Origin of the sequence: Pseudoalteromonas marina, from assembly GCF_000238335.3 — a bacterium.
In the GTDB taxonomy this organism is placed as follows: Bacteria; Pseudomonadota; Gammaproteobacteria; order Enterobacterales; family Alteromonadaceae; genus Pseudoalteromonas; species Pseudoalteromonas marina.
In genome coordinates this window covers 1,258,884-1,282,888 of record NZ_AHCB03000005.1, presented here as the reverse complement: position 1 = coordinate 1,282,888, position 24,005 = coordinate 1,258,884, and the positions used below count along the sequence as shown (strand labels likewise).

The 24,005-nt window shown below is 39.8% G+C and carries 27 protein-coding genes; 8 read left to right on the top strand and 19 right to left on the bottom strand.

The features are described from left to right. Positions 1-28 precede the first annotated feature (28 nt). On the bottom strand, positions 29-448 hold the full coding sequence (locus PMAN_RS05970) for an MAPEG family protein (protein WP_010556400.1): 420 nt from the start codon (positions 446-448) through the stop codon (positions 29-31). Positions 449-606: 158 nt separating this feature from the next. After that, entirely contained in the window at positions 607-1,647 is a 1,041-nt protein-coding gene (locus PMAN_RS05965; RefSeq protein WP_010556399.1) for an endonuclease/exonuclease/phosphatase family protein, read from the bottom strand. A gap of 235 nt (positions 1,648-1,882) precedes the next feature. Here PMAN_RS05965 and PMAN_RS05960 point away from each other — a divergent pair, with 235 nt between their 5' ends. Both PMAN_RS05960 and PMAN_RS05955 read left to right on the top strand, forming a co-directional pair. Then, positions 1,883-3,145, top strand: coding sequence for a valine--pyruvate transaminase (locus tag PMAN_RS05960; RefSeq protein WP_010556398.1), 1,263 nt, complete (start codon positions 1,883-1,885; stop codon positions 3,143-3,145). A gap of 282 nt (positions 3,146-3,427) precedes the next feature. Next, the gene (locus tag PMAN_RS05955) at positions 3,428-4,627 is read left to right on the top strand and encodes an Nramp family divalent metal transporter (protein ID WP_010556397.1); all 1,200 of its coding nucleotides are present in this window, start codon (positions 3,428-3,430) and stop codon (positions 4,625-4,627) included. Positions 4,628-4,707: 80 nt separating this feature from the next. Here the strand turns inward: PMAN_RS05955 and PMAN_RS05950 are convergent, their stop codons facing one another. After that, positions 4,708-5,160 carry a hypothetical protein gene (locus PMAN_RS05950; protein ID WP_010556396.1) on the bottom strand — a complete coding sequence of 151 codons (453 nt, stop codon included), beginning with the start codon at positions 5,158-5,160 and terminating at the stop codon, positions 4,708-4,710. On the opposite strand from PMAN_RS05950, the gene PMAN_RS05945 reads away from it, so the two are divergent. Further along, positions 5,145-6,326 carry a PQQ-dependent sugar dehydrogenase gene (locus PMAN_RS05945; protein WP_010556395.1) on the top strand — a complete coding sequence of 394 codons (1,182 nt, stop codon included), beginning with the start codon at positions 5,145-5,147 and terminating at the stop codon, positions 6,324-6,326. The two genes, PMAN_RS05950 and PMAN_RS05945, sit on opposite strands and share 16 nt — an antisense overlap. Before the next feature lie 63 nt (positions 6,327-6,389). On the opposite strand, the gene PMAN_RS19115 is transcribed toward PMAN_RS05945, so the two are convergent. From PMAN_RS19115 to PMAN_RS05905, 9 genes are all read right to left on the bottom strand, one after another. Beyond that, complete coding sequence (locus PMAN_RS19115; RefSeq protein WP_010556394.1) at positions 6,390-6,638, bottom strand: hypothetical protein; 249 nt, start codon at positions 6,636-6,638, stop codon at positions 6,390-6,392. 63 nt (positions 6,639-6,701) lie between these two features. Further along, positions 6,702-6,851 (bottom strand): pepsin/retropepsin-like aspartic protease family protein, encoded by a 150-nt coding sequence (locus PMAN_RS19110; RefSeq protein WP_010556393.1) that lies wholly within the window; start codon positions 6,849-6,851, stop codon positions 6,702-6,704. Positions 6,852-7,173: 322 nt separating this feature from the next. After that, positions 7,174-7,464: a hypothetical protein gene (locus PMAN_RS05935; RefSeq protein ID WP_010556392.1), complete on the bottom strand. Its 291-nt coding sequence runs from the start codon at positions 7,462-7,464 to the stop codon at positions 7,174-7,176. Between the two features lie 143 nt (positions 7,465-7,607). Further along, positions 7,608-7,799 (bottom strand): hypothetical protein, encoded by a 192-nt coding sequence (locus PMAN_RS05930; RefSeq protein WP_010556391.1) that lies wholly within the window; start codon positions 7,797-7,799, stop codon positions 7,608-7,610. Between the two features lie 125 nt (positions 7,800-7,924). After that, positions 7,925-8,335, bottom strand: a complete 411-nt coding sequence (locus PMAN_RS05925) for a hypothetical protein (protein WP_010556390.1) — start codon at positions 8,333-8,335, stop codon at positions 7,925-7,927. Positions 8,336-8,422: 87 nt separating this feature from the next. After that, on the bottom strand, positions 8,423-8,797 hold the full coding sequence (locus tag PMAN_RS05920; protein ID WP_010556389.1) for a hypothetical protein: 375 nt from the start codon (positions 8,795-8,797) through the stop codon (positions 8,423-8,425). A gap of 80 nt (positions 8,798-8,877) precedes the next feature. Then, a complete protein-coding gene (locus tag PMAN_RS05915) occupies positions 8,878-9,378 on the bottom strand; it encodes a hypothetical protein (protein ID WP_010556388.1) in 501 nt (166 codons plus the stop codon). Positions 9,379-9,480: 102 nt separating this feature from the next. Continuing rightward, positions 9,481-9,828, bottom strand: coding sequence for a hypothetical protein (locus PMAN_RS05910; RefSeq protein ID WP_010556387.1), 348 nt, complete (start codon positions 9,826-9,828; stop codon positions 9,481-9,483). A gap of 107 nt (positions 9,829-9,935) precedes the next feature. Beyond that, complete coding sequence (locus PMAN_RS05905; protein ID WP_010556386.1) at positions 9,936-10,289, bottom strand: hypothetical protein; 354 nt, start codon at positions 10,287-10,289, stop codon at positions 9,936-9,938. A 242-nt stretch (positions 10,290-10,531) separates the two neighbouring features. On the opposite strand from PMAN_RS05905, the gene PMAN_RS05900 reads away from it, so the two are divergent. Continuing rightward, positions 10,532-11,494: an integron integrase gene (locus PMAN_RS05900; protein WP_010556385.1), complete on the top strand. Its 963-nt coding sequence runs from the start codon at positions 10,532-10,534 to the stop codon at positions 11,492-11,494. Between the two features lie 246 nt (positions 11,495-11,740). Here PMAN_RS05900 and serS read toward each other — a convergent pair whose 3' ends face one another. The 6 genes from serS to lrp all read right to left on the bottom strand — a co-directional run bounded on the left by serS (position 11,741) and on the right by lrp (position 18,522). Next, entirely contained in the window at positions 11,741-13,045 is a 1,305-nt protein-coding gene (serS, locus tag PMAN_RS05895) for a serine--tRNA ligase (RefSeq protein WP_008127231.1), read from the bottom strand. A 9-nt stretch (positions 13,046-13,054) separates the two neighbouring features. Further along, on the bottom strand, positions 13,055-13,435 hold the full coding sequence (gene crcB, locus PMAN_RS05890) for a fluoride efflux transporter CrcB (RefSeq protein WP_010556384.1): 381 nt from the start codon (positions 13,433-13,435) through the stop codon (positions 13,055-13,057). Beyond that, a complete protein-coding gene (locus tag PMAN_RS05885) occupies positions 13,428-14,771 on the bottom strand; it encodes a replication-associated recombination protein A (protein WP_010556383.1) in 1,344 nt (447 codons plus the stop codon). Before PMAN_RS05885 ends, crcB begins: the two co-directional genes overlap by 8 nt. Beyond that, entirely contained in the window at positions 14,764-15,390 is a 627-nt protein-coding gene (lolA, locus tag PMAN_RS05880) for an outer membrane lipoprotein periplasmic chaperone LolA (RefSeq protein WP_010556382.1), read from the bottom strand. The genes PMAN_RS05885 and lolA overlap by 8 nt, the downstream gene beginning before the upstream one ends. After that, a complete protein-coding gene (locus PMAN_RS05875; protein WP_010556381.1) occupies positions 15,387-17,885 on the bottom strand; it encodes a DNA translocase FtsK in 2,499 nt (832 codons plus the stop codon). The genes lolA and PMAN_RS05875 overlap by 4 nt, the downstream gene beginning before the upstream one ends. 157 nt (positions 17,886-18,042) lie before the next feature. Then, on the bottom strand, positions 18,043-18,522 hold the full coding sequence (gene lrp, locus PMAN_RS05870; RefSeq protein ID WP_006792871.1) for a leucine-responsive transcriptional regulator Lrp: 480 nt from the start codon (positions 18,520-18,522) through the stop codon (positions 18,043-18,045). A gap of 142 nt (positions 18,523-18,664) precedes the next feature. Between lrp and ald the strand changes: the two genes are divergently transcribed. After that, the gene (gene ald, locus PMAN_RS05865; protein ID WP_010556380.1) at positions 18,665-19,786 is read left to right on the top strand and encodes an alanine dehydrogenase; all 1,122 of its coding nucleotides are present in this window, start codon (positions 18,665-18,667) and stop codon (positions 19,784-19,786) included. 68 nt (positions 19,787-19,854) lie between these two features. On the opposite strand, the gene pssA is transcribed toward ald, so the two are convergent. Then, on the bottom strand, positions 19,855-21,180 hold the full coding sequence (gene pssA / locus PMAN_RS05860) for a CDP-diacylglycerol--serine O-phosphatidyltransferase (protein ID WP_010556379.1): 1,326 nt from the start codon (positions 21,178-21,180) through the stop codon (positions 19,855-19,857). A gap of 289 nt (positions 21,181-21,469) precedes the next feature. Between pssA and trxB the strand changes: the two genes are divergently transcribed. The 3 genes from trxB to PMAN_RS05845 all read left to right on the top strand — a co-directional run bounded on the left by trxB (position 21,470) and on the right by PMAN_RS05845 (position 23,932). Next, complete coding sequence (trxB, locus tag PMAN_RS05855; RefSeq protein WP_006792874.1) at positions 21,470-22,420, top strand: thioredoxin-disulfide reductase; 951 nt, start codon at positions 21,470-21,472, stop codon at positions 22,418-22,420. A gap of 98 nt (positions 22,421-22,518) precedes the next feature. Next, positions 22,519-23,235: a leucyl/phenylalanyl-tRNA--protein transferase gene (gene aat / locus PMAN_RS05850; protein WP_010556378.1), complete on the top strand. Its 717-nt coding sequence runs from the start codon at positions 22,519-22,521 to the stop codon at positions 23,233-23,235. After that, the gene (locus tag PMAN_RS05845) at positions 23,228-23,932 is read left to right on the top strand and encodes an arginyltransferase (protein ID WP_010556377.1); all 705 of its coding nucleotides are present in this window, start codon (positions 23,228-23,230) and stop codon (positions 23,930-23,932) included. Before aat ends, PMAN_RS05845 begins: the two co-directional genes overlap by 8 nt. The last annotated feature ends 73 nt before the right edge of the window (positions 23,933-24,005 follow it).

The following is a 24,005-nucleotide window of genomic DNA, read 5'->3' as shown; positions in this document are numbered from 1 at the left end:
CTAACACTAAAACGTCGGTTTTTATTTATTAAGCTACCAAACGAAAACCTATTAGTACCAACATCACAATGTTGGCAATAAAGCTAATTAAAAAGAAATACGTACGCGGGCTTGGGTTTTTCTCTGTTGCAATCACATAGTATAAAATCATGTGAATTAAACGCGCAACTACATACACCCACACACACATTGCAAAAATTGCGCTTTGGTAATTAATTACAAATGCAAATAACACCGTGCCTATAAATAGTGCGCTGTTTTCTAATGTATTTTGAAACGTACGGTGCGCTCTAAATATAAAGCTTTCGTGCGATAAATCGTCGCTAATTTTACCCGGCACTGCACCAGGCTCCTTGGCCTTGCTAAAGGTCGCAACACCCCACTGCACCACCAGCATAATTAAGTAAAAGTAGAACCCTAAATAAGCAGATAAAGACACGTCATTCATTGTTAAATCCTTTATTTTAAAACTAAGTAATTAAAGCTGCATTACTTGTGCAAATTAAATACCAAATAAAAACTATATCTATTCAGTAGCTTGCAATATGTTGGAAATTACTTTTGTAATAACTACATATTACCAAGTGCCATTTTACAACGGGCTTTTTAAGTTCTGAGGTTTAAAGTAATACACACAACGCCATGGTCAGTGGTTAAGTCGTCTCGCTCATATTCGGGGTTAATTAAATGCCTGTCGTACGTATTATGGTTACTTACTTCAAAAAAACTATCATCGTAGCTTGGGTCAAACTCGCACGACAGTAAAATATAATCAAGCACTGAGCTGCTTGTACCAAAGTAGTGAGTTGCTTTACGCGTTAGTCGTGCTGTTTGAGCAGTGTTTTCACCATCACTGTTATTTGCTTGTTGAGCATCATCACCAGTAATTACTAGTTTTTCAAATAATGCCCACGAATCATACAAACAGTACTTAGCTAGGTAGGCTTTGGCATCCATTGCGGGCGCAAACCTTAATGTATTGGTTAGCAGGTGGTTAAGTACACCATCAGCAAGGTCGTTGTTAAAATCGCCCATTAATACCATGGGGTTTTGAGTCGCCTCTCGTCGGGTGATCATTTGTATCATGAGTAAAGTCGCTTCGCTGCCACGTTGAATTGTTGAGCCCCAACTCCCTGCTACATTCGCTTTTAAAATATCGACAATGTTTTGCTCGGCTGTTACCGCTTTATTGTGTTCGTCTACCTCAAGCATGCCCCGCTTAGATTTAAAGTGCACTACATAGCAATCTGTATCTCCTAAGTGAGGTAACGTAACTGTGGCCCTGAGTACTTTACGACTAAATGAAAACGCCTGTGTTAAACCAAGTGAGCATGCGAGTTCCTCATCATGCTCCACTGCTATTACATCAATAATCGGGTATTTAGAGGCAATACCAACAACAGGGTGCTTAAAAATAAAATCATCTATAACATGGGGTTTATCAACTACAGCAAAATGGTTATAACCTTGGTTTAGCATTAATTCTTTAAGTGACTCAATACTAAATATTTCCTGAAAACCAATTACATCGGGCTGCTGCTCGTTTATGTATTCGGTGATCCAGCGCTGTTTTCTTGCCCATTGCTCAGCGGTGTATATACGTTCAAATTCGTAATAGGCGTTAGGTGGTTCAAGGTAGTTAAACAAATTAAAGGTGGCTATTTTAAGCTCGGTATTATTAATTACAGGCTCTGTGGGGAAGTTAACTGATTCGTCGTTTATTTTATTTGGGTTATTGATAACTAAACACCTACATTTAATACTGCAATGATTATAACGCAGGAAGGCCGTATGTATAAGTCGTGAATTATTCTCATCTATAAATTTACTCCGTTTTTTTACGTTATACTCTTTGCCTAATTTATTAAATGTATTAGGTTTTATGAACTATTCACACTTTGGCAGCAAATTTACTCAACCCAATGGCATTACACAGCTAATGGAAGATCTTGGTAATGCTAAAAACAGTAATAACCCTAATTTAGTGATGCTTGGCGGAGGCAACCCCGCCTCTGTGCCACAAGTAAACACAGCGTTTATTAACGAGCTAAATCATTTAGTAAAAAATAATAAAATAGCTCAAATAATGGGCCTTTACGATGGCCCAACGGGTAACGATGAGTTTAGAGCAGCCCTTGCCAATCAGTTAACACAAGAATATGCGTGGAATTTAACAGCGAGCAATATTGCATTAGGAAATGGTAGCCAAGCTAACTTTTTTATTTTATTTAACCTATTTGCAGGAAAAATGGCTGATGGCAGCCATAAAAAAGTACTTTTTCCACTTGCGCCAGAATACGTAGGCTATGCCGACCAAGGTTTAACTGACGATATGTTTGTGGCCATTAAACCCGAAATAGAAATACTAAATACACCAAACGGCTCTAAACGGTTTAAATATGTAATTGATTTTGATGCGGTTAAGGCTGTACTTGCCAACGACAACAGCATAAGCGCATTATGTGTGTCGCGCCCTACCAACCCAACGGGTAACGTAATCACCGACGATGAAGTTCATCAACTAGATTTGCTCGCAAAGCAATACAATATCCCCCTTATTATTGATAACGCCTATGGCGACCCATTCCCTGGCTGTATTTATACCGATGCAAACCTAATCTGGAACTCAAACATTATATTGTGTATGTCACTTTCAAAACTGGGCTTACCAGGCCTGCGCACCGGTATAGTGGTTGCCAATAACGAGATTATTAAAGCAATTAGCCGCGTTAATGGCGCTATGGTGTTATCACCTAATAGTTTTGGGCCAAGCTTAGTCACCCGCTTAATCAAAGACAATAAACTACTGCCTCTGTGTAAAAATACCATTTTGCCTTTTTATAAAAATAAAGCACAGGTCGCTGTTAGCCTATTTGATGAAATATTTGCTGACTTACCGGTTTATTTACATAAGGTAGAAGGCGCATTTTTTATGTGGCTATGGTTTAAAGATTTAAAAATAACTAGCGAACAGCTTTACCAAAAACTAAAAAAACAAGATGTGTATATAATTCCTGGCCACAACTTTTTTATAGGTATTGAAGATAGCTGGGAGCACAAACATCAATGCGTGCGTATTAATTACGCCACCGATGAAGCAACGCTCAAAAAAGGCCTAGAAGCAATTAAAACACTCATAATGTAAATACACATACAGTGTCATTATGAGTTTAATTGATACCCTCATACTCGTTTAAAGTTCATGCAAACGCGTTCTATCCCCTTTAAATTTATATATAAATTGGTATCCTACTCGACCTTTTTTAGCATATGCTTACATAAAAGCACCCGTAAATAAATGTCTATAGCTGCACCGCACTTATTTTAAGTGGCGGCAATACACAACAGGCTTGGCGTATAATTATTGGTTTTAAACGTTAGGTGTAACTTTAAATAGCAACATGCAATAACACTATTAAGGTAAATTATGCGATTAGGTCCAGGATTACTCGTCACTGCTGCCTTTATTGGGCCAGGTACAATCACTACAGCCAGTGTGGCAGGCGCAAACTTTGGTTTTGCGCTTATTTGGACATTACTATTTTCAGTTATTGCCACTATATTACTGCAATCAATGGCGGCACGCCTTGGCGTTGCAACAGGCCAAGACTTAGCGCAAGCACTTAGGGCAAATATTCAAACCCCGCTATTTAAATCGTTAGCCATATTTTTAGTGATCAGCGCCATAGGTGTTGGCAGTGCAGCATACGAAGCGGGTAATTTAAGTGGCGCGAGTATGGGATTAATTGGCATATTTCCAAACGTTAATCCGCAAATATGGACCCCTCTAATTGCTTTTTTAAGTGCCGGGTTACTTTATAGCGGCAAACATAAAGTGGTAGAAAACGCACTTATAGTATTAGTGATTTTAATGAGCTTGGTGTTTATATCGACATTGATCATGGCTTCACCATCACTGGCTGATATATTGTCAGGCTTTACGCCAAGCTTGCCCGAAGGCTCAATAACAACTGTTTTAGCGTTGGTTGGTACAACCATAGTGCCGTACAACCTGTTTTTGCACTCTGGCGTTTTAGCAGCTAAGCACGACAGCAAAAGTGACTTACAAAAAGTAATTAAGCAAACCAATGTTGATACTGGCCTTTCAATTACTTTGGGTGGTGTAATCACATTAGCTATTTTATCTACCGCGTCGGTCGCTTTTTATGGAACAAACGCAGGGCAAATTAGCGCAGCAAACATGGCAGTACAACTAGAGCCCTTGCTCGGTGATGGAGCCCATTACTTTTTTGCTATAGGGTTGTTTGCCGCAGGGCTAACTAGCGCAATAACCGCGCCGCTTGCTGGGGCCTATGCCGTATGTGGTATGTTAGGTTGGTCAAACGATATGGCAAGTACTCGCTTTAAAAGCGTTGCTATTATCATCTTATTATTTGGTGCTGCGGTAGCATCTCTTGGGTTAGACCCTGTCGCAGTTATAATATTTGCCCAAGCAGCTAATGGTTTATTACTTCCTGTTATCACTATTTACTTAGTGTGGTTAGTAAATCAAAAATCGGTCATGGGGAAATTTACCAACTCGTTTATTTTAAACCTAGTTACTCTACCTGTGTTAATGCTTATTTTTGGCTTAAGTAGTTACAAACTCATTGGTTTATTTTTTTAATAAAGTATAAAAAGGGTTTTAAAAAGCCGTGGTTTTCATTAAACAGCGGCTTTAGCTAAGGAACTAGCCTTAAAAAACACTTAGTTTAACTTTATGTTTTCAAATACTTTAATTAGTTTTGCAAACGCGTAACCGCCAATAGCGCCTGCAACCAATTGTAAATAAAAGCCCCACCCTCTTGCGCCAGCAATAATGGTTATATTCATAATAGACTCAATCGCAATGAGCGCCGTCGCAAAAGCGGCTATACCCGCTATAACAAACAGCCCAGTACTATGTGCTTTTAATTTTTTATTAATAAACCAAGTCACTAAAAAAGCAATAGTGAGTGCAAGGGCAATAATAGCGCCATACGTAGGAAGTAAACCTAACCAATCTTCGAGTGTTAAATTAACACGGTCTGCAAACTCCACAACTACACCTACATTAACTAATTGATTGACAACGTATTGGCTATGAAACAAGCTAGCAAGCGTAAACGTTAGTAACCAAGCAACTAAAAATGAAGGGAGTATGCGTGTTAAAAACAACATGGTTATCTCAATTTAAACTAAATAATTTTTCATACAGTAGCAAAGGCTTGCGCGGTAAACAATGCATCTCGCTTTTTATACTATTCCTGCTCTTCTCATTTAACGTCAATGCAAACAATGCATTACCTAAAAAACAATATACAACGCAAACACTCGCTACACAGCTAAACTCGCCTTGGAGTATGGTGCAACTGCCCGATGGCACATGGTTAATAACCGAACGCGACGGCCACGTAGTGGTTATTAAAAATAACGAGCAAAGTAGAATAAAATTACCACTTGAAGGTTTATACGTTGCAGGTCAAGGTGGTTTACTTGATATAGTACTCACGCCTAATTTTGCTAAGTCCAAAGAAGTTATTTTTACCTACGCCCAAGGCAATCTTGATGCAAACAGGCTCGTAATAGCTAAAGCTACCTTCAACGGTACACGTTTTACAACGCCAACCATCATTTACAACGTAGCCACAGATAAAGACACACCACAACATTACTCTGGTCGCGCCCTTATTCTCCCCGATAACACTATACTGTTTTCAAGTGGCGATGGTTTTGACTACAGAGAGCAAGCACAAGTAGTAACTAGCCAGCTTGGCAAAACACTGCGCATTTCAGCAAATGGCAAAACACCCAAAAATAACCCTTTTATTGACCACAAAAACCCAACAGCTCATGCAGTGTATTCATATGGGCACCGTAACCTTCAAGGTTTAGTGTACGACTATGACACGCAACAAATTGTAAGCCACGAACATGGCCCCGCAGGTGGCGACGAGCTAAATTATTTAACGGCTGGAAATAATTACGGTTGGCCAGTCATTACAAACGGTGACGATTACTCGCAAGCGCGCATATCTCCATTTAGAGACTACCCAGGCATGCAAAAACCAAGCGTAGATTGGACGCCATCAATCGCTCCATCGGGTATGGCGTATTATGGCTCTAAACACGCCGCATTCCCTTCGCTTCAAAAACATGTGCTCATCACCACGCTTGTAGATAAAAAACTCTACAGCGTTAATTTAGCGAATGGTAAATTCACCCAGTCGCATGTATTTCCAGAAGCAACAGGACGATTAAGAGATGTATTTGTAACTACTCAAGGTAATGTAGCCATATTAACTGATGGGAAAGATGCTAAGCTGATGTTGTTTAAAGCTGATTAATTCACAAAGAGGATTTGAGGCGCTCCGCTTTTAGAGAAATATAATGGGTTATATTAGGACGCTTTAGCTATTTGCAATTTGATGTCTGAAGTCAAGATTTGACCCCTTTATCTCATTTAGTTTAATTGTCAGTGTATTAGTACCAAAATCTAATATGGCTTGGTATTTTCTAAAAAATGGCGAGACTAATAACCCATGTATTGAATTGCCACCACCAGCGGCCTGAACATGGTCTAGGTCTAGTGATACAAACTGCGTACTTTTATACACCTGCCCTGCCAGTTCAAATTTTACAACGTCTGTTAAGCCCATTTCGTGTTCGGTTGTACCTAAACCTGCGTCATTTTCTTCGCTTAGTGCCTCTTGTATTCCAAGCTATTTAATACATGCTCTATCTAAAACAGATGCACCCGCCGCTGTATCTAAAATTAAACGTACTGTATGCCCATTTATTTCAGCCTGAACAATTTGATGACCTGTTTCTGATACTTCAAATTGCAAGCTTGTAGCTTTAGCTAATTCCATGAATGTTCCTTATTTAGGTTAATTAACTAACACTTTACTGCAGTTACCTTCCAAAACAACAGAATAAATAGTAAGCCAGTGGCTTTTCACTTACATCCCATTTGCAGTTAAAATATGGCAGAGATTTTTAAGCTAAAAAAACAAAAACTAATTTTTTTAGAGCCAGTTTATTAACAAAGAGGGTGAGAGGCGCTTCGCTTTAAGAGGAAAATAATGCACAAACTAAAGTTACTTCGAGTTAATTGCGACTTGATGTCTGAAGTCAAGATTTGCCCCCTGTATTTTCATAAGTGATTGCTCCCAACCTTTAATTATACGTACATTACTCAAGTTCCGGGATTGTTTTAAGCACAGCCTGATTATACATTAATAGCGCCTGTTCTTTAATTGGGCTGGGTAAGTCACAGATAATCTCCGGAATCTCACGTAACCCTTGTTCCAAACCTGATACCATTTGTGATTTTGTTACTTTTTTTGAAGTAACGAAATCCTCAATTTGTTTAAGTGATTGCTCCCAACCTTTAACTAACTCTCGGATAGTTTCATTGTCCAAGTTTTTAAACTCATCACTTAAGTCGAAATAGGCTTTTAAATATCTATCGAATTTCGTCATCCTCAAAATTTACACCTATATCGCAGTACGTATAACGCCCTGTTAACAGGCAAAAAATAGTTGGTTAAAATTAGCGACGAAGGAGCAAAAACCAACTGTTTTTTGTCCTTGTTTAACAGTTTGTTAGCTGTACATTCCATAAGTTATTGCATACCAGCCATTTTATATAAAAAATACGCAAAACCAGAAAACGCTAGAACACCAACAACTACCATTATTGTTAATGTTTTTGATTTTGTCATTGAATCTACAAGTGCAACTTCGGTTTGCATCCGAATAAGATCTAGATTGTCATTAGATTCTTTTAACTGAGGCTTACCACTTTTCTGTTCCATGAAAATATACTCCATTAATTGAAATGATTCTTGTACTGCTAACGCCCAATTAACGGGCTAAAAATAGTGGGCTAAAATGGAGCGAAGCGAAAAGCCCGCTGTTTTTAGTCCTGTTGAATGCCTTGTTAGCAGTACGATAACTCAAACTCTGAATTATTTAAAATACTCTCGATAAGTTTCTGATAGCTATTGGGATTACAAACATAACCAGAATAGTTTTTGTTATTGAAACTAAATTGATGGAGAGAAGAAAGCATAACTTTTTGACTATCTAGATACTCCTCAAATGAGGTAACACTCACGGCAGAACAAGAAAAATCAAAGAGACCATTTATTGATAATTCAGTTATTACACCTTCAGATACTTGGATATAAAACCACTGTAATTTAGAAAGTTGATTACTAAGATCTCGTAAACACAAAGATACGGCTTTCTCGGCTGTTTTAGATGAACTTTTGACCAAGGCATTAGATGGAAGGTGAATTACACTCCCAATAAAATTTCCTGATTTTTCCTCGACACCTATTTCTAACACTGAACTTTCCTGTACTGCTAACACTTTACATAAGCGGTTTGGCGGCGCTTTTCCGCCAAATCCGTCTTTATGTTTTTGTTATGTTGCCTACCTAACATTTTGAACAAACTTTGCTCCATCTTGCTTCAATAGTGTGCTCTCAACAGAGCATGTATAATAATCATCCATACTTGAAGAAAAGCTAAATTTCAAATGCAAACCACGTACTTCAGATAGTAGTAAGTTTAACTTGGCTAAAATGTCCTTGAACTTCTCTTGCAATGCAATACACGACGATTCCAATTGATCAATTCTGCGAAGTTCACATGGATAAGGATTGCTATCCAATAAATTGACGCTAGCTTCAATTAATCCTTTTTCTTCGCACAGTTGGCCAATATATGGGTGTAAATAACTCAATCCACTCTGAGCATGGTGCGCAATATCGTACGCCGCACCTTTTAATGATTTTAAAGAGGCCATAACTTACCCAGCAACATAACGCCTCATTCAGAGGCAAATAATTGTTGGCTAAAATAGCGACGCAGGAGCAAAGCCAACAGTTATTTGTCCTGCTGAAATGACTTGTTAGGTGAAAAATCACCAAATTTTAAATTACTGCTAGTAGAAGCATTGCATTCTAACTGCCAATGGAAGTGATTGTTTGCTGGGTTCATATAATTGTATTTTACAATCGTTATCCAATCATTTTTGTTTTGGGTTACTTCAAACGTCTGATTTAAAAACAATGCACCTCGTAGTATTTTATATATCTGCTGTGACTTTATAAATGGATAAGTAACCACATAATCATACTCATCGTCACTGCCCATATAATACCAACGGTTTCCAAATTTAGAATCTAGTGTTGTACAGATAGTGCTTTTTAATTCCGTTATATTAATCTCATCAGCATATAAAGTAGGTGCTATCTGTGCAGCTGCTTCTTTACTTGATTGAGATACAACATGACCAGAGGCTAATCCTACAGTAGCTGAGGTCTCAAGCAGGCTACAACCTGAGTTTATTGTTATAGATATAAATATAGCGAATATTAGCCGCATTCTCATTTCACCTAACGCCTTACTAAGAGGCAAATAATAGTTGGTTAAAATAAGCGACGAAGGAGCAAAAACCAACTGTTATTTGTCCTTTTGAGTAACTTGTTATAAAGCATTTACACCGTTAACTGTCAGCAATATCTCAATAATTCCATTATTTGATATTACAAACCTAGTTTCACCTTTGACTCTAATTTGTTTTTTCAAATCTTTGGATAATTTAAGCTTAGAATCAATTAACTTCACTGTATCTATATAAACAGCTTTGTAATCCATACTTGGCAACATAATACATGTAGGGTTGTTAAGCTTTAGAACTAAATTATCTGAAGTTGATATATCACCCAAAAACATATCTTCTTTTGAAGGGACACTTCGACAGTATTCTACTTCATCAAGAGTGTAGCCTTTTGATGAAATTAAAGAGACAAGAATAATGATTAGATAGCGCATAGTTCCCTTGCTTTATAACGCCAAGCTAAGCGGCGTTTAATAGTTGGCTAAAATTAGTGAGTGAAACGAACGCCAGCCAACTGTTAAACGTCCGATTAAGCGCCTTGTTATAACTCACGTTTGATATACACAAATACTACGTAAATCACTAACAATATTAATATTAAATTTGCGATTGCATCTACAGCATCAAAAGCCTTCAATAAGACACTAGTCATAATTACATTATGCTCTTGGGATTTATTAAATATTTCAACAATCCCTGCGATATTATGAGTTTCCACCTGTCTTACAAATGCTTCTTCTAATGCCTTATTCGTAATTTCATTTTGCTTGACCAAGTAGGAAACTGACACAAATTTTTTATCATTTTCATCACTAGGCAGATTAATTATTAGCTTAATAATAATTGAGGAAATAATTGCTAAAATTGGAAATATGATAAATTTTGATTTTGGCACAATTTCCCTCGTGAGTTATAACAATTTTGTCTACGACATTTGTCGTTTTATAAACCGACAAATGTCCATAAATTACAATGCATTTATCTTAACCATCAAATAAACACCTGTAAACAATTAGTTAACTGAAAATTATTTTTAATCAGTGCGAAAATACACCGAAATGGTTGAGATCAGTAATATTGGACAAAACAATATGCACTGTCTATATATACAGTTAAATTTTGCTAGAGATTCATATCATGAAATCACCTTTTTTAACTATGATAGCCGAACAAATGTATCTAAAGCGTTATGCTAAAAGTACCATTAAAGCGTATTTATACTGGATAGCTTCGTTTATTCGTTTTAACTCTATGAGGCACCCAACAACGATGGGAGATAATGAGGTCGAACTTTTTTTAAATCATTTAGTCAACCAACAAAATGTTGCTCCTAATACTCAAGCACAAGCCTTAAATGCGTTGAGCTTTTTATTTAAAGAAGTGATTAAAAAGCCACTCTCATTATCATTAGGTTTTATTAAGAGCAAACGAGCAACTAAACTACCGATAGTTTTAACGCAGCAGGAAATAAATAATTTTTTTAAAGTGTGCTCTGCGAAGCATTATTTACCCTGTGGACTACTTTATGGCAGTGGTATGCGATTAATGGAGGTACTGCGTTTACGAGTACACGATATTGACTTTGACTATAACTGCATTCGAATTTGGGATGGCAAAGGAGGTAAAAATCGTGTTGTGACGCTTGCAGTAGAGCTCATACCGCAATTACGTTCTCAAATACAATTAGTTGATAGTTACCTGCAATTAGATCTGAAAAACCCTTTATATAGCGGCGCTTACATGCCGCATTTGTTACGTAAAAAATATCCAAACCATAACAGACAATTAGGTTGGCAATATTTATTTTCATCACATAAATTAAGCATTGATCCTGAGAGTAAGCAGCTGAGGCGTCATCATATTGATGAAAAGCAATTACAACGCGCTGTTAAACAGGCTGCTGACGATGCAAAAATTAGGAAACACGTTACACCACATACCTTACGCCATTCATTTGCAACGCACCTATTGCAAAGTGGCGCTGATATTCGTACGGTTCAGGCACAATTAGGCCATAGTGATGTGCGAACAACCCAAATATATACTCATGTTTTACAGCAAGGAGCCAATGGTGTTGTAAGCCCATTTTCGAGATTATAAAACCAGCAAAAGTTTTTAATTGTGTGTCACGCGTTAAAGTACGCCTTATACAAAATAGCGCCGATAATGTATGAAGCCGATCCTTACACAATGAATTTCACTGCGAATTAATATCTCAGCTTTTACCTTTAACCTCGAACCTTTTCCCTTTAACCTTTTACCCACAAAAAAGCCGCTGTTCGTTTAAAACAGCGGCTTTTCTACTTAAAACTTAGAGCTTATAGCTAAAAACTAATAGCTAGTACTTTAAGCTTTACCAATCACTTCAAGTCCACCCATGTATGGGCGTAATACTTCTGGTACGACTACTGAACCGTCAGCTTGTTGGTAGTTTTCTAGTATGGCAACTAGTGTACGGCCAACGGCTAAACCTGAGCCATTTAGTGTATGTAGTAACTCTGGCTTTTTAGCACCTTCACGGCGAAAACGAGCTTGCATACGGCGCGCTTGGAAATCGACCATATTTGAACAAGACGAAATTTCGCGGTAGGTATCTTGCGCCGGTAACCATACTTCTAAGTCGTATGTTTTAGCTGCGCCAAAGCCCATGTCGCCCATACATAAAATTACTTTACGGTATGGTAGTTCTAATGCTTGTAAAATTTGCTCTGCGTGGCCTGTTAGCTCTTCAAGCGCTTGCATTGAATCTTCTGGTTTAACTAGTTGTACTAGTTCAACTTTATCAAACTGGTGCTGGCGAATTAAACCACGTGTATCGCGACCGTAGCTGCCCGCTTCACTTCTAAAACATGGTGTGTGCGCAGTTAAGCGAATCGGTAAATCACTTTCGTCGTAAATTTCGTCGCGTGCGCTGTTAGTCAACGGTACTTCTGCTGTAGGGATTAAGCTAAAGCCAGCTTGTTGTTCACCGTCGTCGTTTACTAGGCCTAATGTATGGAATAAGTCGCCTGCAAACTTAGGTAATTGGCTTGTGCCGTATAGGCTTGCGCTGTTTACTAAGTACGGTACATACATTTCTGTATAGCCGTTTGTGTCTGTGTGGGTGTCTAACATGTATTGCGTTAGTGCACGGTGCATACGTGCTACTTGGCCGCGCATTACTGTAAAACGTGCGCCACTAATTTTAACGCCCATTTCAAAATCTAGGCCGTTTAGGTCTTGCCCTACATCTACGTGATCTTTTACTTCAAAGTCGTACTTTTTAGGCGTGCCCCAGGTAAGTATTTCAACGTTGTCGTCTTCATCAGCGCCTTCTGGTACTGATTCGTCTGGTAAATTTGGAATTGCTAAAGCAATGTCGTTAATCGCGTTGAGTACTTCGTCTTGCGCTTTTTTAGTTGCGTCTAATTCGCTGCCTAAATTTGCCACTGCGTCTAATAGCGGCTGTGCGTCTTCGCCTTTCGCTTTTGCTTGGCCAATGGCTTTAGCACTGGCGTTACGTTGACTTTGAAGCTCTTGCGTTTTTACTTGTAATGTTTTGCGTTGCTCTTCAAGTTCTGTCACTTTTGCAACATCAAGCTCGTAGCCACGAGCCGCTAAGCGTGCTGCAGTTTGCTCAACGTCTTGTCGTAAATATTTAGAATCTAACATGTTAGTTTTTTAACCTTTTTGCATTACCAGCTGAAGGCCCAGCCAAGCCATAAAAATACAGACCATCACATTTAAGATGATATTGAGGGCCATTTTAATAAAGTGACCTTGTTGTAACAACAACAACGAGTCCATTGAGAATGTTGAAAAGGTGGTTAATGCACCTAAAAAGCCAATACCGATAAGGGTTTTAGCGGGGCTTACAGTGATAATTTGTTTATCTATCAAACCGTATAAAACGCCCATTAACAATGAACCCAGAATATTAACCGCCAACGTACCAAAAGGGAATCCCCTACCAAGGAGTTTTAGCATGGTTTCGCTAATAAAAAATCGTAAACAAGCCCCTGAGGCACCGCCAAGGGCGATCATCATATAAAGTTTAATCATTTTCGTATCGTTTAAGTGGGCTTTGCGCATCGCGCTCTTTTAGGTAATCGAGTTTTTGTTTAATTTTTTGCTCAAGGCCGCGATCGCTTGGTAGGTAATATTCCTTGCCGTCCATTTCTGGTGGTAAGTATTTTTCACCGGCGGCAAAGGCGCCCTCTTCGTTATGCGCATAACGGTACTCTGCGCCATAACCTAAGTCTTTCATTAAGTTGGTTGGTGCATTGCGTAAATGCTCAGGCACTGGGTAACTTGGCTCATTTTTGGCATCAGCTTTTGCTTGATTAAACGCCATATAAACCGCATTACTTTTGGGTGCGCTGGCTAAATACAAAGTGGCTTGTGCAATGGCGCGTTCGCCCTCACTTGGGCCTACACGCTGAAATATATCCCAAGCGTTTAATGCCACTTCCATCGCACGTGGGTCTGCGTTACCTATGTCTTCTGTGGCAATGGCAAGTAAACGTCTTGCTACATAAAGTGGGTCGCCACCACCGGCTAAAATACGGCAATACCAATACAGCGCACCATCGGGTGAACTGCCTCGTACCGATTTATGAAAAGCCGAGATTAAATCGTAAAATTCATCGCCGCCTTTATCGTATTTAGCCAAATGCGTAGGCAGTACTTGGCTTAATACGTGCTCATCTACGTTATATGTGCCGTTATGCTCGGTGGTTAAATCAACCGCTTGCTCAAGTAGGTTTAATACTTTACGGGCATCGCCGCCGCTTGCTTGGCAAAGCGCCTTTTTGGCGTTATTAGCAATCACAATGTTTTTTTGGTTTAGCTGCTCATCTTGCTCAAGTGCGCGCTCTATTACTGTGTATAAGTCGGTATCGGCAAGCGACTTTAAAACATACACGCGGGCACGCGATAAAATAGCATTATTAAGTGCAAACGAGGGGTTTTCGGTTGTCGCGCCTACAAATATAAACGTGCCGTCTTCTATGTGAGGTAAAAATGCATCTTGCTGCGATTTATTAAAACGGTGTACTTCATCCACAAACATTAAGGTGCGTTGCCCGCGGCTTTGTAGGTTATCATGTGCTTGCGTTACGCTGTCGCGAATATCTTTTACGCCTGCGGTCACAGCCGACATTTGTATAAGCTCGGCATCGGCGTGGTTTGCAATAATTTGCGCCAAGGTTGTTTTGCCCACCCCAGGCGGCCCCCACAAAATTAAGCTATGGCAGCGCCCTGCAACAATAGCTTGATGCAAAGGTTTGTCGCTACTTAGTAAATGCTGCTGACCTATGTATTCATCAAGCGTTGTTGGGCGCATTCGCGCCGCAAGTGGGCGTACATCGGGTCCAAAGTTAAAGCCTAAATTACTCACCGTGGCTTTGATCGTCTATTTCAACACCTTCTGGCGGTGTAAATTCAAATACTGTGGCATCAAGCTCGGTGTTTACTTTAGCATCGTTAAAAGTGAACGATGAAAGTTGGCCCGAGTTATCTGTCACTACTAATGTTGCAAGGCCTGCTTGGTTATCCACAAATGTAATATCTAACTGCTCTACTTGGCTTTCTACGCCTTTATTTGGCGTAACACTATAGCCAGACTCTGTTGCTTGAACACTGTATTTTTCCCATTGTGCAGGGTCTTTTGAGGTAAGTAATACAAACGGCGTTGAGTCTATTAAGCTGTGAGTATTCATTATGGTTACTTGCTCAGCAAAACTGTCGAAGTAATAGGTTTTATCACCATTAGATACAAATAAGGTGTCGTCTGGGTTGGTTTGTTCCCAGCGTATCATCATAGGTTGTTTAAGGGCGATTGTACCCTCGCCTTGCATTACGGCTTGGCCTTCTTTGTCTGTTACTTTTTGTGCAAACTGCGCTTTAAAGCTTTTAAGTGTTGCCAGTTTGTCTTGCAGTGCTTGGCTGTCGTCTGCAAAACTCGGTGCGGCAATTAAGCCACTTAATACTAATAATAAACTATTTAATTTTTTCATTGGTTTGCTCCATTAGGTACTAATACATCGCGAGCACCATTATGACCTGGTGAACTTACGATACCTGATGTTTCCATTTGTTCTACTAAGCGTGCTGCACGGTTATAGCCTACGCGTAACTTACGTTGTACTGATGAAACCGATACCTTGCCTGTTTCAATTACAAATGAGACTGCTTCGTCGTAAAGTGGGTCTGACTCTTCATCTGCACTTTCACTTGCTTCACCGGGTAGTAAAATATCTTCAGTGGCATCGCCATTAAGAATTTCATCTATGTAATTAGGCTTAGCACGCGCTTTCCAATCGTTAACGACTGCGTGTACTTCGTGGTCATCTACAAATGCGCCATGCACACGCTCTGGCACGCTTGTGCCTGGCGGTAAATAAAGCATGTCACCCATACCGAGTAAGTTTTCGGCTCCTTGCTGGTCAAGTATGGTGCGCGAATCTATTTTACTGGATACCTGAAACGCCATACGCGTTGGTATATTGGCTTTAATTAAGCCTGTAATTACATCAACCGACGGGCGCTGTGTTGCAAGTACTAAGTGAATCCCTGCTGCACGTGCTTTTTGCGCTATACGTGCAATAAGTTCTTCTACTTTTTTACCAACAATCATCATCATGTCGGCAAACTCATCAATTACCACAACAATGCTTGGTAGTTTTTCAAGCTCGTCGGGGCCGTCCTTCATACCGTCTGTGTCTTTAAAAAGTGGGTCCATAATGGGGTAGCCCGCTTCTTTGGCATCAAGTACTTTTTGGTTGTAACCTTTTAAATTACGCACACCCAACGCTGACATCAATTTATAACGACGTTCCATTTCACCTACACACCAACGCAGCGCGTTAGCCGCTTCTTTCATGTCGGTAACAACTTCACACAATAGGTGCGGAATACCCTCGTAAACCGAAAGTTCAAGCATTTTAGGGTCAATCATGATCATACGTACATCATCTGGGCCAGATTTATACAGTAAGCTTAATATCATTACATTAACGCCCACTGACTTACCCGAGCCCGTTGTACCAGCTACCAATAAATGTGGCATTTTACCTAAATCGGCACACACAGGTTGCCCTGCAATGTCTTTACCTAATACCATGGTAAGCGGTGATGGATTTTGCTCAAATTTAGGCGCATTTATTACTTCAGACAAGCGTACTATTTCACGGTGTTTGTTAGGCAGCTCTATGCCTATGTAAGTTTTACCCGGAATAACTTCAACAACACGTACACTAATCGCTGAAAGCGAGCGGGCTAAATCTTTTGATAAACCGGTAATTTTAGACACCTTTATTCCCGGTGCTAAATCAAGCTCAAATCGCGTTACAACAGGCCCAGGATATACACCAACTACCGTGGCTTGTACGTTAAAGTCGAGAAGTTTTGTCTCTACAAGGCGCGATACAACATCGAGCTCTTCTTGCGAAATTGGGTTTTTAGCTTTATCGGGTCTGTCGAGTAAATCAAGCGACGGTAGTGGGCCTGGTGGCGGCTCTTGGTCAAGCAGTTGTTCAAACTTTTCTTTTGCTGTTGGTGGTGGCTGATACGCAGGCTTTGCTTTAGGCATAGGCCTTGCTGGCGATACCACTGTTGTAACTGGTTTTTCAGGTTCTACAACTTGGCTTTGATCAAGCGCGTTTAATGCCGCTGCCGTATCCATTGGTTCATCATCTATTGCACTAAAACCAATTTCTTGATCGAGTATATCGTCAAGCTCATCAAATGGGCTGTAGTCGTCACTGATTTGTGGCTCTGTAAAAGGCGTTTGCGGTTTATTAATGGCTTTTTGAGGTGCGTCGTTTTTTGCCTCTACTGGCGCTTCAAGCTGCTCTGTGAGGTCGTCGTTAAACTGAGCATCTACATTGTCACTGTTTGTGTTTGCAGCAATTCGTTCTCTGTTTATCCAACCTTTTATGTACGAAGTAATAAAGCGATACAACCTAACCATTAAATCGCCTAGGTAATCTACAAAATCAACCCACGACACGCCCGTTAAAAGGGTTAATCCTGCAAAAAAGAAGCACAATAGCAAAATGGATGTGCCGGTAAAATTAAACGCCGGCATCATGGCTGTCGCAATGACATCTCCCACTACCCCGCCTGATGAAAAATTATAAATATCGTCAAAGTTAATACTGCTAATTGCCGTAGCAGAGGTCACAAAAAGGGCTAGGCCAATAATACGCAGGGCTAATGTTGTGTAATCAAGCTGTAAAATACGGTGCGGCTGTTTAAATAATAAATAGCCGAATAACTGAATTGCCGCCGGAACTAAATACGCAAGCCACCCAAAAGTAAGCAGCAGTATATCGGCAACCCACGCACCGGCTGTGCCTGTAATATTTTTTACGTTTCTAAATTCGCCGGTTTGCGACCACGAAGGATCTGCCGGATCAAAACTGATTAAGGCACATAAAATAAATATTGCAGCAAAGGTACTGATAATCAGCCCTGTTTCTAATAGTCTTTGCACACCGTTTAGGCGCATAACTTCCTATCCCTCTTATTATTCTATTTATTACACTTCAACAGCAGTCAAATACCTTAGCAGGAAATGCAATTTGATGCACTTTATCTTAATGTGTATGGCCTGATTATGAACACGTTTTTATAAATTTAAGCCTGTTTACCTTTAACAGTTAAACTTATGCAATGTAAGGGCGAATAATTACGCCATCTTCACCTTTAACTTCTTCCATAACTACATAGGTGCGACTTTCACTCACGTTTGGCAATTTTAAAAGAATGTCTCCTAATACACCACGGTATTCTGACATATCATTAACACGCGTTTTAAGTAAGAAATCAAAATTACCCGACACTAGGTGACATTCTATTATTTCTTCGTGCTTTTTCACGGCTGCACTAAACTCGTCAAATACGTCTGGCGAGGTTTTGGTAATCGTAACTTCTACATACACCGATAACCCCTGCCCTAACTTAGCCGGATCGACCACCGCTTTGTATCCGAGTATGTAACCTTCTCGCTCAAGCTTTTTTACGCGCTCTAGGCAGGGCGTGGCGCTCAGGCCAACTCGTCGGGCCAGTTCAACATTTGAAAGACGCCCATCATGTTGTAATTCCATCAAAATTTTACGGTCTATTCTGTCTAATAACTGATGCATAAGGCTCACTAGTTTTTTATTCTGTTTATTTATATTATTTAGATAATAACACTAGCTTGGCATTTAAAAAAGGTGAGACACACTGGCTTGTCATGAATATAATAGTGAAAAATTTCAATCCGTTCTTAATAAGGCAAATGTTATGATTATTGGTGTACCTAAAGAAATCAAAAACCATGAATACCGTGTAGGTATGGTTCCTGCTAGTGTTCGTGAATTAGTAAATCACGGCCACCAAGTGGTTGTAGAAACGAATGCAGGTATGGGCATTGGTTTTACAGATGAAGATTACACCCAAGCAGGTGCAGACATTTTAGCAACTGCGGCTGACGTTTTTGCAAACGCAGAAATGATTGTAAAAGTAAAAGAACCACAAGCAGTTGAACGTGCAATGCTTCGTGAAGACCAAATTCTTTTCACTTACCTTCACCTTGCACCGGATCTTCCACAAACTGAAGACCTTGTTAAGAGCAAAGCGATTTGTATTGCTTATGAAACAGTAACTGACTCTCGTGGTGGTTTACCACTTTTAGCGCCAATGAGTGAAGTAGCTGGCCGTATGTCTATCCAAGCCGGTGCACAAGCCCTTGAAAAATCTAACCACGGTCGTGGTATGTTACTAGGCGGCGTACCTGGTGTTGAGCCAGCTAAAGTTGTTGTTATCGGCGGCGGCATGGTTGGTCGTAGCGCAGCACAAATGGCTGTAGGCCTAGGTGCTGATGTTGTAGTACTTGATCGTAATATCGATGTACTACGTGCACTAGACGCACAGTTTGGTAATAAAGTTAAAGCTATTTACTCAACAGCTGATGCACTTGAAAAACACGTACTAGAAGCAGACCTAGTAATTGGTGGCGTACTAATCCCTGGCGCTGCTGCTCCTAAGCTTGTAACAGCAGAGCACATCAAAGCAATGAAGCCTGGCGCTGCTATTGTTGACGTTGCTATTGACCAAGGCGGTTGTATTGCAACATCTAAAGCAACAACGCATGCTGATCCTACTTTCATCGTTGATGAAGTTGTTCACTACTGTGTTGCTAACATGCCGGGTGCTGTTCCTCGTACGTCTACATTTGCACTTAACAATGCAACATTGCCGTTTATCATTAACCTTGCAAACAAAGGTTACAAAAAGGCATTGCTAGACGACGCTAACTTCCTAAAAGGCTTAAATGTAATTAAAGGCCAAGTAACGTACAAAGAAGTTGCTGAAGCATTTAACATGGATTACGTTGACCCACGTACAGCGGTTGAAAACGCTTAATTAAGCGTTTGTACCAATAAAAAAGCAGCTATAAAGCTGCTTTTTTTTATGTCTAATTTAAATTCAATCTAAATAAACCGTTTAATAATAAAGTCTACTTTTACCCGTTTTGCTTGGCCAAGTAACTTTTTAACTGGCTGAGGGTAATCTTCCATGGTTTCTAAATCGTCTGGCCCTGTTAGTCGGCGACAGTGCTTAAGAATTTCATGCTTTTCGTTATCAATTGCTTGCATAATAGTTTGCTCAGGATCTTCAATTAATATCCCGTTTTCTATGTCTAAGCCCCATGCTCGTGGGTTTAGGTTATGCCCACTCAATAAATGCTTTGATCTATCTGCACATATTCCTTTTAAATGGAAAGAGTTATTGTCGTGTTTCCAAAGGTATACATTTAAGTTACCGTTATCTATATGGCGTTTTTGTGTTTTAACAAATTTATGCAAAATAGTTTCGTATAAATAAGGCAACGCACCAATTTTACTAAACGGCTCACTAGGTGGCATATAAAAATCATTAGCGGTTTTATCACCCACAACAATTGTAATATGTTTGCCTTGTTTCAAAAGCCTGCGTAACGAACGCATAAGCGGCGCAGGAAAATTGAAGTACGGTGTATAAAGTACTAACTCACGCTCTGTTGTATCAAAAAGGGCTTTGATCATACGATTAAGTTCGTTATGACGACGCCCAAGCCCTAAAAACAAACGAATATTTAACGCATTATTGCTTGCTTGCTCAGCCGACTTATAACTTGCTGCTTTTAGATCACGCATTAATTGCTTTTGTTCAAGTTTAAAGTCAATTAATCGCTTGAGCGGACGCGTGTCGATACGAGGCACTGCCACTGAACTCAATAGCTTTGATTCAATAAAGTCTATTACAGAGTCACACAGGCCTTTTTGCGTAATTAAAAAGTAACGGTCAAGCCTGTAGCGGTCACTGTGCTGTAAATACACATTATTTAAGCTAGCACCGCTGTAAAGCAACGTGTCGTCTATTACAAAACCTTTTAGGTGTAATACACCAAACAGCTCTTTCGCTTTTACCGGTACACCAAATACTTGTACATTTGATTTAAATTTTTCTAGATAGTCACAGTATAAACTTGCGTTCCCGTCTGATTTCTCAGCACCAATAAGCCCACGCTGGGCACGATGAAAATCGACCAGTACTTTTACTTCAAGTGCAGGGTTGGCTAAAGACGCATTGTGTAATGCCTCTAAAACTTCGCGGCCTGCTTCATCATCTTGCAAATAAAGCGCAGTAATATAAATGCGCGTTTTTGCGTCAGCGATTAAATTAAGTAATTGTGTGCGGTAATCTTGCGCATTGGTTAAGACGTTAACGTCTTTTGAAGTCAACCCAAATGCGGGTTTTTCCTGCCAAAATAACATAGTTGCCTATTCATTTAGGTCACATAATCTATCAGTGACAAATCAAAATTAGGTAAAACATAACAAAAAAAATCAAAGTGGTCATGAATTAACGACGTTTTGTTGCTTGTTAGTCTATTTATTGAGCTAGTTTACCCTGAAAGGCATAAAAATATGTTTGTTTAGTACATAAAAATGAACAGGTTTTCGATTTACTAAAAAAAATAATCTCAGATTTTGTTTACTTCTGCCTTGTTTTTCTTAGAATCGAGCGCATTAATGACCGTATAGAATCGTTTAGGAAAATATCATGACTGAAGCAAAACATAGTAAGCTACTAATTTTAGGCTCTGGCCCAGCTGGTTACACGGCGGCAGTGTATGCAGCCCGTGCAAATTTAAACCCTGTTTTAATTACAGGTATGCAACAAGGTGGTCAATTAACTACTACCACTGAAGTTGAAAACTGGCCGGGTGATGCACACGGTTTAACAGGCCCTGCACTTATGGACCGCATGAAAGAGCATGCTGAACGATTTGAAACCGAAATTGTGTTTGACCACATAAACAAAGTTGATGTTTCTAAACGCCCTTTCACACTAACTGGCGATCAAGGTACATACACATGTGATGCACTTATTATTGCTACAGGCGCATCTGCAAAATACTTAGGCTTAGAGTCTGAAACAAACTTCCAAGGTCGTGGTGTATCGGCGTGTGCAACATGTGATGGCTTTTTCTATAAAGGCCAAAAAGTAGCAGTAGTTGGTGGTGGTAATACCGCAGTTGAAGAAGCACTATACTTATCTAACATTGCTGATGAAGTCCATGTAATTCACCGTCGTGACAGTTTCCGTAGTGAAAAAATTCTTGCTGATCGTCTTACTGAAAAAGCGGCAAACGGCAACGTGGTAATGCACTACAACCGTACACTAGACGAAGTTTTGGGCGACCAAATGGGTGTAACAGGCATTCGCATTAAAGATGTAGCATCTGATGCTACTGAAGATTTAGATTTGGCGGGTGTGTTTATTGCAATTGGCCACAAACCAAACACAGATATGTTTGAAGGCCAGCTAGAAATGAAAGACGGCTACCTAGTTGTTGAGTCAGGTCTTAACGGTAACGCAACGCAAACAAGCGTACCAGGTGTTTTTGCTGCAGGTGACGTGTCTGACCATATTTACCGCCAAGCGATTACATCTGCTGGAACAGGCTGTATGGCTGCCCTTGATGCAGAGCGCTATTTAGACAACCTATAACGTTTATTTTTCACAAAAGGGGCTGATCAATCAGCCCCTTTTTTTACGCCTAAAATATAGTTACACTTTTAAAACAAATTATAAAAAGTAAACACGTTATGACAAACCAGCTATACCAACTAAGTGATACAGATATAGCATTTCCCAATCCAGAATATGCATTAGTTTCTCCAGACGGCCTACTAGCTGTGGGTGGTGACTTGAGCCTAGCTCGCCTTTGCAATGCTTATAGTAATGGTATATTTCCTTGGTTTAGCGATAACGAACCTATTATGTGGTGGTCACCAAGTGAACGTGGCATTGTGGAGTTAAATGAGTTTCATGTTAGTAAAAGTTTACGTAAGCACCTAAAAAAATACCCCGTAACAGTGACAGTTAATAACGCCTTTGTTGAAGTTATTGAAGCATGCCGTGACCAACGCATTGATACCGACGGTACTTGGATCACTACTGATATGCTTAGTGCTTACATAAATGCTCATCATGCAGGCGTAGCGCATAGCTTAGAGGTGTGGCGCAACGGAGAGCTTGCAGCTGGGCTGTATGGAATTATGCAAAATGGTGTGTTTTGTGGCGAATCGATGTTTCATCATCAAACTAATTGTTCTAAATTAGCTATGTGGGCGCTTGTGAATTGGTTAAAAAACCATGACGCTCATTTTATTGATTGCCAACTCGAAAACCCATATTTGATGAGTTTGGGAGCAAAAGTTATTCCTCGAACTGATTTTTTAGCTAAACTTAACACTGCACTTACCTATAAAGTTAATCCTACTATGTGGGAACCACAGGAACTTATTGCAATCTATGAATGAAAACCTAACAGCCCGTGTTGGTTTAAGCCAAGAATTTGCGTGTAGTTATCTGCCCAACAGGCGCGAGCAACTATTAGTCATATTAGATCCCACTTATTATTGCTCAGAAAAGTTCGAATCTTTGTTAGCAGTCGGCTTTAGGCGCAGTGGTAACCAAATATACCGCCCTCACTGCCCCGTTTGCAGTGCATGTAACTCTGTTCGTGTTTTAGCGCAAGAATTTATGCCATCAAAATCACAAAAACGTAAACTAAACAAAGCAAAAACACAGTTTACGGTCACTTACTCTACTAGCGAACGAGCAGGGTATTATCCGCTGTACAGTAAATATATAACTATGCGCCATCAAGACGGCAGCATGTATCCACCACAGCCTGAACAATTTCAAAGCTTTTTATTTTGCAGTTGGCTTGAAATTACGTTTATCGAACTTTGGCATCAAGACACTTTAGTAGGTGTAGCTGTAACCGATTGTATGGACAACGCTATTTCTGCTATTTACACGTTTTTTGACCCTGACTTTGAGCACTATAGCCTAGGGTCAATTATGATATTAGAGCAGCTAAAATTTGCTAAAGCGCAAAATAAACAATTTGTGTATTTGGGCTATCAAATTGATGAGTGCACCAAAATGAAGTATAAAACTCAGTTTTTACCCGCACAAAAACAGCTTAATGATGAGTGGGTGGCTATTTAATTTGCAAATATAGCCCCTGCGCCTTTACTTATTGGTGTATTTTGGGCAAAATCTGCAGCGTTTAACTATTAAA